Genomic DNA, 7516 nt, shown 5'->3' with positions numbered 1-7516 from the left:
CGCACTACACCCGCATCCTGCGCTACATCAAGCCGGACTTCGTGCACGTCTTCGTCGACGGCCGCATCGCCGAACAGGGCGGCCCCGAACTCGCCGACCGCCTCGAAGACGAGGGCTACGATCGCTTCCAGAGCGCCGAGGTCGCCCGATGAGCCTCGGGACAACTGCACTGCAACCGGCGGAATCGACCCTGGGCGCGGCGCGGTTCGATGCCATCCAGGAGGCCCTCAAGGATGTGATCGACCCGGAACTCGGCATCAACATCGTCGACCTCGGCCTGATCTACGACCTGGGCTGGGACGATGAGAACGACGCCCTGATCATCCACATGACCCTGACCTCGGCCGGCTGCCCGCTGACCGAGATGCTCGAGCAGGAGATCGGCGTCAACCTGGACGGCATCGTCGACCAGTTCCGCATCAACTGGGTCTGGATGCCGCCGTGGGGCATCGACAAGATCACCGACGACGGCCGGGAGATGATGAGCGCCCTTGGATTCAACGTCTAACCAGCCCGTTGCCACCCATCGGCTTCCTCTGACCGAGGTGCGCCGATGACCTATGTGATCGCCCTGCCCTGCGTCGACGTGAAGGACCGCGCCTGCGTAGACGAGTGCCCGGTCGACTGCATCTACGAGGGGGACCGCTCCCTCTATATCCACCCCGACGAGTGCATCGACTGCGGCGCCTGCGAACCCGTTTGCCCGGTCGAGGCCATCTACTACGAGGACGACCTGCCCGAGAAGTGGGCCGACTACTACAAGGCCAATGTCGAGTTCTTCGACGACATCGGCTCGCCCGGCGGGGCCGCGAAGTCCGGCGTGTTCCAGAAGGACCACCCGCTCATCGCCGCCCTGCCCCCGCAAGTGCGGCTCTGACCCTGCCGCGCTCCTCCAGGCCGAATTCGACGCCGAGCCCTGAGCCATGCCGCCCCGCGAACGGGGCGGCATCCTCGTCTGCGGAGAAGACCGTTCCTCCGAGGCCGAAGGCCGTGTTGTTGGCGATCCCGACGGCCTCCTCGACGCTGTCGTAGCGCAAAATCGACAGCACCGACCCGAAGATCTCCTCCCGGGCGATCCGCATGCCGGGCGTCACGTCGGCGAACACGGTCGGCGTGACGTAGAAGCCCCGGTCGAACCCGCTGGGCACGTCGCCGCCGGGCGTGGCGCGGGCACCCTCCGCCAGGCCCGACCGGATAAAGCCGCGCACCGTGTCCCGCTGCGCGGCGGTTGCGCTCGGCCCGAACACGGTCGCCGGATCCATCGGGTCACCTTGGGGCGCGGCCGCGATGGTGGCAGTGACCATGTCCACCAAGTCGTCGTAGCGGCCCCGCGGGGCGAGGATACGGGTCGAGACGCAACAGGTCTGCCCCGTGTTGCGCATGCAGGTGCGGATCAGCACTTTCGCCATCTGTGCCAGGTCGGCGTCGGGCAGCACCAGGGCCGACGACTTGCCGCCAAGCCCCAGGGTTGCCGGGCGCAACAGCTCGCCGCAGGCGGCACCGTTCGAACGGCCCACCGGGGTGGCCCCGGTGAACGCCACCTTGTCGATGCCCGTGTGCCGCACGAGGGCGTCCCCGACGGCGCTGTTACCGGTGACAACGTTGACCACGCCCGCCGGAATACCGGCGGCGACGACGGCATCCGCGATCTGGCGGATCGAGAGGGGGGTCGGCGACGCCGGCTGGAAGTTCCACGGCGCGATCAGGGCACAGACCCCGACCGGGTCCTGGCGCACCACGGTCTCGGCGGAGCCGTCGGGGAACGGGCGCACATCGTGCGCCTCCAGGTGTGGCGCGAGGGTGGCGAAGTAGCGGAAGATGGCGGCCGCATTCGAGGCGGCACGGCTGGTCTCGTATACCGGCGACCCGTTCTCCCAGGTGTGGGTGTGCGAGATCGCCTCGCTGCGCTTCTCGACCTCGTCGGCCAGCCGCCTCAGGTAGACCGCTCGTTCGGAGGGGGCCAGGTCGCGCCAGCCGCTACCGGTGAAGGCCCGGCGGGCCGCGCCGTCGATGAACAGGTCGTCCGTGTGGGTGTACGGAACGGTCGCGAACGCCGTCTCCATCAGAGCACCGAAACCTTGAGCAGCGCCTCGGCCCGGTCGAGTTCGACCGTCACCATCTCGAGCCCGGCGGCGGTGATCAGCTCCGGCAGGATCTCCGCGCGCAGCCGGCGGCAGTAGAACGACGGCGTCTGGACGAACCAGCTCGAGGCCAGGGCGATGCCGGCCGGGGTGAAGCGCCAGAGCCGGTCGGCGTCCCGCACCAGCGAGTCTTCGATCGAGTGCGACACCGGGCGGGTGTCGTGCCCATCGATGATGTCGGTCACCCGGGTGATGAACGCGTCGTCGTAGCCGAGGCCGGGCAGCACCTCGCGGGCGATCTCGCAGCCCGTGATCTCGTGTTCGAACCGGATCTGCGCCTGGCGCCAGTTCGTGCCGAAGCCCTCCGAGATGATCTTGATCTCGTCGACGCAGGCCCAGCCGGTGTCGTGCAGCAGGATGGCGACCCGCGCCACCAGGGAATCGGCCTCCGGGTAGGCGTCGCAGCGGCGCTCGGCGAAGGCGAACGACATCGGGATGTGGATGTCGTTGCCGCGCGTGCGCATCTCCCGTGCGACGGCCCGCCAGAGCAGGTCGAGGTCGGTCGGGGAGGTGTCGGTGACGCTGATCCGGGAGGTGTCGATCGGGTGTTCGGTCTACAGGATCATGGCGTTGTCACTTTCTCGGAGAGCGCCGGGGCACCGGTGGCGAGCTTTTTGAGGGTGAAGGAGGTGTCGGAGGCGGCATCGGCCGGAACGGGCTGGCCCTTGTGCAGGGCGTCCCACACGGCCATGAAGTCGAGCGGGTTGTTGATGCAGTCCGCGGCGATCAGCGTGCCGCCGCGATAGTAGAGCACGGAGAACTTCTCCGAGTCGGGGTCGCCGCGCAGCACGACCCGGTCATGGCCGCCGGAGAGCCCGGCGATCTGCAGTTCCAGATCGGCCTGGTCGGACCAGAACCACGGCACCGTCTTGTGCTCGGCGGGGATGCCCAGCAGGGTGGCGGCGGCGACTGCGGCGGGGTGCGGTACACCCCGTTCTGTCGCCCCCTGACGTCCCCCGACGTGCGGCAGATTGCGTTTCGGATAACGTGAAGGTGTGACCCACACCGCCCGCGACGTCGGAACCTCCGCCACCCCAACCGCACGCCCCGGGCTGCACGCCTGGCGGAACGCCGTGTTCGCACTCTTCTTCATTTCCGGACTCGCACTGGCTACCTGGATGTCCCGCATCCCGGCCGTGCGAGACGGCCTCGAGCTCTCGACCGCGCAGGTGGGCATCGTCATCTTCGGTCTCTCGGCCGGGTCGGTGATCGGCCTGGTGGCGGCGGTCGGGCTGCTCGCCCGCCTCGGCGCCCGGCGCGCCGTGGTTCTCGGCGTAGCGATCTCCTCGGTCGGGCTCATCACGGCCGGGGTCGGCACGAGTCTGCTGGGGTCCACCGAGCTGGTCTTCGCCGGGCTGGCCCTGGTCGGTTTCGGGATGGGCTCGGTCGACGTCATGATGAACGTCGAGGGGGCGGCGGCCGAGCGGGCGATCGGCAAGACGCTGATGCCGCTGATGCACGCCTGCTTCAGCCTCGGCACCGTGGTCGGCGCGCTGGCGGGCGCGGGGGCATCCTTCGCCTCGTTGCCGGTGTTCTGGCACCTGGCCGGGGTTTCGCTTCTCGTGCTCGCCACCGCCGTCGCCGGGGTGCGGCATATCCCGGTGCGAGCGGAGCTCGGCGACAAGCCGGCAACGGCGTCGGAGCCGGGCGCCGCGCCGGAAACGGCAGAGGCCGGGCCGCGCCCTGCGCCGCCCTGGCGGGAGCGCCTGCGCGTCAGCCTGTCCGCGTGGGGTGACACGAGGATCCTCCTGATCGGCACGATCGTGCTGGGCATGACCTTCGCCGAGGGCTCGGCCAACGACTGGCTGGCCCTGGCCGCCGTCGACGGACACGGGCTGAGCAACACGGAGGGCGCCATCATCTTCGGCGTCTTCGTGACGGCGATGACCGTCGGCCGCGTGTTCGGCGGGCCGATCCTGGACCGGTTCGGGCGGGTCCCGGTGCTGCGCGCCTGCGCCGCGCTGGGAATCCTGGGCCTGGTGTTGTTCATCCTCGCGCCGAACGAGTGGCTGCTCTACACCGGCACGGTGCTCTGGGGTCTCGGCGCGTCGCTCGGCTTCCCGGTGGGCATGTCGGCCGCCGCCGACGACACGAAGAACGCCGCCGCCCGGGTGAGCGCCGTCGCCATGATCGGCTATTTCGCGTTCCTCGTGGGCCCACCCGTGCTCGGCCTGCTCGGCGAGGCCTGGGGCATCCTGAACGCCCTGTTCTTGATCCTGGCACTGATGGTTCTGGCGGGCCTGGCCGCCCCCGCCGCGCGCGAGCGCACCGACGCCCCCGCCGCGCGCACCTCCCCCGCCGCCTAACGAAGTCGACAGAGGTTTTGGCGCTGGAGGCCGGTTTTGGGTGGCCTGATTGGAGCCGAAACGGCAAATTTCCGTCGAATTGGTTCGGGCCAGCGGCGCGGTTAGGCTCGAACCGTGCGCCTTGTGATTGCGAAATGTTCCGTCGACTACGCGGGGAGACTCAGCGCGCATCTGCCGCTGGCCACCCGCCTGCTCATGATCAAGTCGGACGGCAGCGTGCTCGTGCACTCCGACGGCGGCTCCTACAAGCCGCTCAACTGGATGAGCCCGCCGTGCAGCCTGGCGCTGTCCGAGCCCGATGACGACCAGACGGATGCCGGCGTCACGGCCGTGTGGACGGTCACCCACGCCAAGACCGCCGACCAGCTCATCGTCAGCATCTACGAGGTGCTGCACGACTCCGCCCACGAGCTCGGCATCGACCCCGGACTGATCAAGGACGGCGTCGAGGCCCATTTGCAGAAGCTGCTGGCCGAGCACATCCACCTGCTCGGCGACGGCCATATCCTGGTGCGCCGCGAGTACATGACGGCGATCGGCCCGGTCGACATCCTGGCGCGCGACTCCACGGGCGGATCCGTCGCCGTGGAGCTGAAACGGCGCGGCGACATCGACGGGGTGGAACAGCTCACGCGCTACCTCGAACTCATGAATCGCGACCCGCATCTCGCACCGGTAATCGGGGTTTTCGCTGCACAGATCATCAAGCCGCAGGCGCGCACGCTGGCCGAGGACCGCGGCATCCGTTGCCTCGTTCTCGACTACGACGCCATGCGCGGACTCGACGACACACAATCGAAACTCTTTTAGGGCCTGGCGGCCCGAGTGAAAGCGTATCGTCCTCATGATCTTTGAATTCATGCGATAGATCGACTCCCGACCCCTAGTATTAGCCTGTGATTTCGACATCGACCCGCACGTGGAGTGCCATACTCTTTGACCTTGACGGAACAATCACCGATTCCGCCCCGGCCATCACCAATGCCCTCGCCCGCACCTTCGCCGTCCTGGGCCACCCGGTTCCCGCCGACGCGGAACTTCTGGCCTACGTGGGGCCGCCTCTGCTGGCCGCTTTCCGCGAGTACGCCGGCATGACACCGGAGGAGGCCGCCGAGGCTGTCGCCGTCTACCGCGCCGACGACCAAGGCAAGCATTTGCTGGACACCGCCATCTTCCCGGGCGTCGCCGGGCTCCTCGAGCGCATCCACGCGGCGAGGATCCCGATGGCCGTGGCCACCAGCAAAACCCAGCACAATGCGATCGCGGTGCTCGAGCACTTCGACCTGGCAAAGTACTTCACCGCCATCGTGGGCTCCACCGACAACGAGACGCGCAGTTCCAAGGCCGACGTCGTGGCGGAGGCCCTCGAGCGCCTCGCCGCCGCCGGTGCCGACCTCAGCCAGCCCGTCATGGTCGGCGACCGCCGCTACGACGCGGAAGGTGCGGCCGCCCACGGCGTTCCGGCCATTCTCGTGGAGTGGGGCTACGGCTCCCCGTCCGAGGCCGCCGAGGCGACCGCGACCGTCTACTCCGCTGACACGCTCGGCAAGATGCTCCTCGGCTGACACCCCTCTCCCTGCCCTCGCGAAAAAGCACCCTCGTCTCGAAACGAGGGTGCTTTTTCCGTATCCACGCGGACTCCCGCGGGGACTCCCGCGCGGACTCCGGGGCGGCTAGATGATGGCGCCGCGCAGGGCGGCCGCCGCGGCGGCCGGGTCCTCGGCGCCGTAGATGGCGCCGCCGGCGACGGCGACCCGGGCCCCGGCACGCTGCACGGAGGCAATGGTGGCGACGCTCACGCCGCCGGCCAGGGAGAACGGAACCCGGGCGGTCTCACCCTGGTTGAGTAAAGTCGAGAGCGAGAAGCCGGGCTCCGCCTGCTCGTCCAGGCCGGCGTGCATCTCGACGAAGACGGCACCGAGCTTTGTCACTTCGCGGGCCCGCGTCACCTTGTCGGCGACGCCGATCAGGTCGACGACGACGCCTTTGCCGTGCTTCGTGGCCGCGGCGACGGCCCCGACGATGGTACTGTCCCCGGCCGTGCCGAGAACAGTCACCAGGTCGGCGCCGGCGGTGAACGCCAGGTCGGCCTCGAGCTCACCGGCATCCATTGTTTTGAGGTCGGCGAAGACCGTCTTGTCGGGGTGAGCGGCCTTGATGGCGGTCACGGCACGCAGGCCCTCCGCCTTGATCAGCGGGGTGCCGAGCTCGATGATGTCCACGTAGGGTGCAACCTTCGCGGCCAGCTCGAGGGCCGCATCCGTGGTGAGTACGTCCATGGCGACTTGCAGTTTCATGATGGTCTTCTTCCCGGTTCTGGTGAGGTTCTGGTGAGGCCTGATAGGTCTGAAGGAGTGAAAAGCGTTATTCGAGGTTGGCGTGGCGCGGCCACAGCTCATCGGCCGTGGCCCCGGATGCCTTCCACAGGCTGTGGAAGATCGCATCGCCGAGCACGACGACGGTCTGTTCGAAGAGCGCGCCCGAGTACTGCAGCGACCGGAGTTCGTCATGGTCCTGCTTCTGGGCGGCCGGCACGACCACTGTCACCGCGGCCAACGCGGCGAGCGGGGAGGCCGGTGCGGTGGTGATCGCGATCAGCCGGGCACCGGACGCCGCGGCGGTTTCGGCCGCGCGCACGACGGTGGCCGTCGCGCCGGACCCGCTCGCTACCAGCAGCACGTCGCCGGCCACGATCGCCGGGGTGGTGACCTCGCCGACCACGTGCACGTCGAGCCCGAGGTGCATCAGCCGCATCGCGGTCATGCGCAGAGCCAGTCCGGACCGGCCCGCGCCGAGCACAAACACGCGCCGGGCTCCCCGCAGGACGGCCGCGGCCTGGTCGAGGGTCGGGAGGCCGGCCGTGTCGTCAGTGCTGTTCGTGCTGTTCGTGGTCGCCGTCGTCAGGAGCTGGCGCACGATCCCGGCGTTCTCGGCCGCGATGGCGGCGAGCGATTCGGTCACTGTCACGGGGGTGTCGGTGCGAGAAGGCATCCCCTTATGATCCACTCTTTTGGGCGGGCAGGAGGCCCACCGAACGGGCGGCGCACCTACCCGAACGGATGGCTGAAC

10 protein-coding genes and 1 pseudogene are annotated in these 7516 nt (G+C 68.9%); 6 read left to right on the top strand and 5 right to left on the bottom strand.

Annotated elements, in window-relative coordinates:
* From sufC to fdxA, 3 genes and pseudogenes are all read left to right on the top strand, one after another.
* Window positions 1-152, top strand: a pseudogene (gene sufC / locus E3O18_RS16675) (Fe-S cluster assembly ATPase SufC); the annotation flags it as partial.
* Window positions 149-508 carry a metal-sulfur cluster assembly factor gene (locus E3O18_RS15055; RefSeq protein WP_134394324.1) on the top strand — a complete coding sequence of 120 codons (360 nt, stop codon included), beginning with the start codon at window positions 149-151 and terminating at the stop codon, window positions 506-508. The pseudogene sufC and the gene E3O18_RS15055, both read left to right, overlap by 4 nt.
* 45 nt (window positions 509-553) lie before the next feature.
* The gene (gene fdxA, locus E3O18_RS15050) at window positions 554-877 is read left to right on the top strand and encodes a ferredoxin (RefSeq protein ID WP_134394323.1); all 324 of its coding nucleotides are present in this window, start codon (window positions 554-556) and stop codon (window positions 875-877) included.
* On the opposite strand, the gene E3O18_RS15045 is transcribed toward fdxA, so the two are convergent.
* From E3O18_RS15045 to E3O18_RS15035, 3 genes are all read right to left on the bottom strand, one after another.
* The gene (locus tag E3O18_RS15045) at window positions 843-2063 is read right to left on the bottom strand and encodes an aldehyde dehydrogenase family protein (RefSeq protein ID WP_134418442.1); all 1221 of its coding nucleotides are present in this window, start codon (window positions 2061-2063) and stop codon (window positions 843-845) included. The genes fdxA and E3O18_RS15045 overlap by 35 nt on opposite strands.
* The gene (locus tag E3O18_RS15040; RefSeq protein ID WP_134394321.1) at window positions 2063-2605 is read right to left on the bottom strand and encodes an HD domain-containing protein; all 543 of its coding nucleotides are present in this window, start codon (window positions 2603-2605) and stop codon (window positions 2063-2065) included. Before E3O18_RS15040 ends, E3O18_RS15045 begins: the two co-directional genes overlap by 1 nt.
* 98 nt (window positions 2606-2703) lie before the next feature.
* On the bottom strand, window positions 2704-3147 hold the full coding sequence (locus E3O18_RS15035) for an oxidoreductase C-terminal domain-containing protein (protein ID WP_241978213.1): 444 nt from the start codon (window positions 3145-3147) through the stop codon (window positions 2704-2706).
* Between E3O18_RS15035 and E3O18_RS15030 the strand changes: the two genes are divergently transcribed.
* The 3 genes from E3O18_RS15030 (at window position 3137) to E3O18_RS15020 (ending at window position 6012) form a co-directional block, all read left to right on the top strand.
* Window positions 3137-4447, top strand: coding sequence for an MFS transporter (locus tag E3O18_RS15030; protein WP_241976525.1), 1311 nt, complete (start codon window positions 3137-3139; stop codon window positions 4445-4447). The two genes, E3O18_RS15035 and E3O18_RS15030, sit on opposite strands and share 11 nt — an antisense overlap.
* A 114-nt stretch (window positions 4448-4561) precedes the next feature.
* Window positions 4562-5257: an endonuclease NucS gene (nucS, locus tag E3O18_RS15025; RefSeq protein WP_134394319.1), complete on the top strand. Its 696-nt coding sequence runs from the start codon at window positions 4562-4564 to the stop codon at window positions 5255-5257.
* An 86-nt stretch (window positions 5258-5343) separates the two neighbouring features.
* Window positions 5344-6012, top strand: a complete 669-nt coding sequence (locus E3O18_RS15020; protein WP_134394318.1) for an HAD hydrolase-like protein — start codon at window positions 5344-5346, stop codon at window positions 6010-6012.
* A 108-nt stretch (window positions 6013-6120) separates the two neighbouring features.
* Here E3O18_RS15020 and hxlA read toward each other — a convergent pair whose 3' ends face one another.
* The gene (hxlA, locus tag E3O18_RS15015; RefSeq protein WP_134394317.1) at window positions 6121-6744 is read right to left on the bottom strand and encodes a 3-hexulose-6-phosphate synthase; all 624 of its coding nucleotides are present in this window, start codon (window positions 6742-6744) and stop codon (window positions 6121-6123) included.
* Between the two features lie 67 nt (window positions 6745-6811).
* Window positions 6812-7438, bottom strand: coding sequence for a 6-phospho-3-hexuloisomerase (hxlB, locus tag E3O18_RS15010; protein ID WP_134418440.1), 627 nt, complete (start codon window positions 7436-7438; stop codon window positions 6812-6814).
* Window positions 7439-7516: the final 78 nt, after the last annotated feature.

The sequence above is a fragment of the Cryobacterium sp. TMT2-42-4 genome (genome assembly GCF_004402645.1).
Classification (GTDB): domain Bacteria; phylum Actinomycetota; class Actinomycetes; order Actinomycetales; family Microbacteriaceae; genus Cryobacterium; species Cryobacterium sandaracinum.
The sequence above is the reverse complement of the archived record's forward strand: the minus strand, read 5'-3'. Positions and strand labels throughout refer to the sequence as shown.